Below are 1,692 nucleotides of genomic sequence, written 5' to 3'. Positions count from 1 at the left end.
GCGGGTGCGGCCGGGGCGGTGGATGCAGTGGGGGTGGTGGCGTAGTCCTGGCCGGTGACGAGGTTGAGCTGGGCGCCGGGGAGGGATTGGAGTTCGGCGCCGGGGAAGAGCGCCGCAAGCTTCTGGGCCTGGGGTTTGAGGCCGGTGCCGTACTGGATGACGGTGGTGGCGTGGTCCTGTGTGCGGGCGGTTGCGGTGCCGGTGACGGTGAACTGGTGGTCGCGCAGGAGGTTGGTGGCGCGGGTGGCGAGGCCGTTGGTGGTGGTGCCGTTGTAGACGGCGACGGCGATGCCCGCTCCGTCGACCGGTGTCGCACTGGGTGCCGGGGTGGGGTCGGGTGTTTTCTGGCCGGTGGTGTGGCCGTCGAGGGTGCGGTCGGCTTTGAGGGTGGCCCAGAGGGTGTCGACGTCGGGGTGGACGAGGTCGATGCGGGCCCCGTCGTAGCGCCAGGGGGCGGTGAGGAACTGGATGTTGGCGAGGTCGATGTTCTTCAGCGACATCGTGAACGATAGGAGCTTGTCGGCGGAGCCGAGGTCGGGGTCGACGGTGAGGGATTTGGTGGCCGCGTTGGCGAGGGGGAGCAGGGTGGTGGGGCTGAAGCCCTGCTTCTTGACCTGGGTGATGAGGCTGGAGATGAAGGCTTGCTGGCGTTTGGTGCGGCCGATGTCGGAGCCGTCGCCGATGCCGTGACGCAGCCGCACATAGTCCAGGGCTGCCTTGCCCGAGACCTTCTGTTCGCCCTTGCGGTAGATGAGCTTGCCCTGCGTGGGCCGGTTGGGGTTGAGGTCGTTCTGGTAGATGTCGTCGGGCAGGCAGACCGGTACGCCGCCAACTGCCTCGGTCATGGCGGCGAAGCCGGCGAAGTTGACGATGACGGTGTGATCGACACGCAGCCCGGTCAGCGCTTCGACGGTGTTCTGGGTGCAGGCCGGGTTGCCGGCTGCGGTGTTTCCCAGGGAGAACGCGGCGTTGAACATGGTGCGCGGGCGGGTGGCGGTCCAGGTTCCGTCGGGCAGCAGGCAGGGCGGGATGTCGACGAGGGAGTCCCGCGGTATCGACACGCCAACGGCGTGGCGGTGGTCGGCGTAGATGTGGAGCAGGATCGTGGTGTCGGAGCGCCCGACCGTGTCGGTGCCGCCGCCGAGCTTCGCGTTGTCACCGGAGCGGCTGTCGGAGCCGATGAGCAGGATGTTCTGCGCGTTGCCGGGGGTGTCCTGGGGGCGCTGGTGGCTCAGGCCCTTGCCGTCGAAGGTATCGATGTTGGCGTTCAGCCGCAGATACACCGCGCCCGCGGCGGCCACCGCCAGCACCGCCACCGACGCGGTGAGTGCCCAGAGCAGTTTCTTTCGGCTGCGCCCACGGGGCTTGGCCCTGCTGCGGGACGGGCTGGAGCCGCGTCTGCGGCTGGGCCGCTGGGATGCGCGGAGCGGGGGCCCGTCCGGCTGGCGGTCGGAACTGTCGGGGGCGGGGTGCTGGCCTGTCATGGATCACGCAATCGTCCTGGCGCCCGCATCGGGCGCGGCAGTGGTTCCTGCCGGGGAGGGGTGCAACGGGAGACGTGATGGCCGCACATGGTGCGGCCCGGGGCCGGCGGCAGCCAGACGGGGAGGGGCTGCCGCCGGGTGGGGTCAGGACAGAATCGGGACCAGGCCGATGGCGAAGATGGCGTAGAAGCCGGCGGCGACCGTGAGG

1 protein-coding gene is annotated in these 1,692 nt (G+C 69.9%); it reads right to left on the bottom strand.

Annotated features, from left to right (window positions below):
- On the bottom strand, nt 1–1,484 hold a 1,484-nt coding region (locus tag ACWDO5_RS35680; protein ID WP_450534674.1), incomplete at its 3' end, for an LCP family protein.
- Nucleotides 1,485–1,692: the final 208 nt, after the last annotated feature.

The sequence above is a fragment of the Streptomyces sp. NPDC000880 genome, from assembly GCF_053599675.1.
The sequence above is the reverse complement of the archived record's forward strand: the minus strand, read 5'-3'. Positions and strand labels throughout refer to the sequence as shown.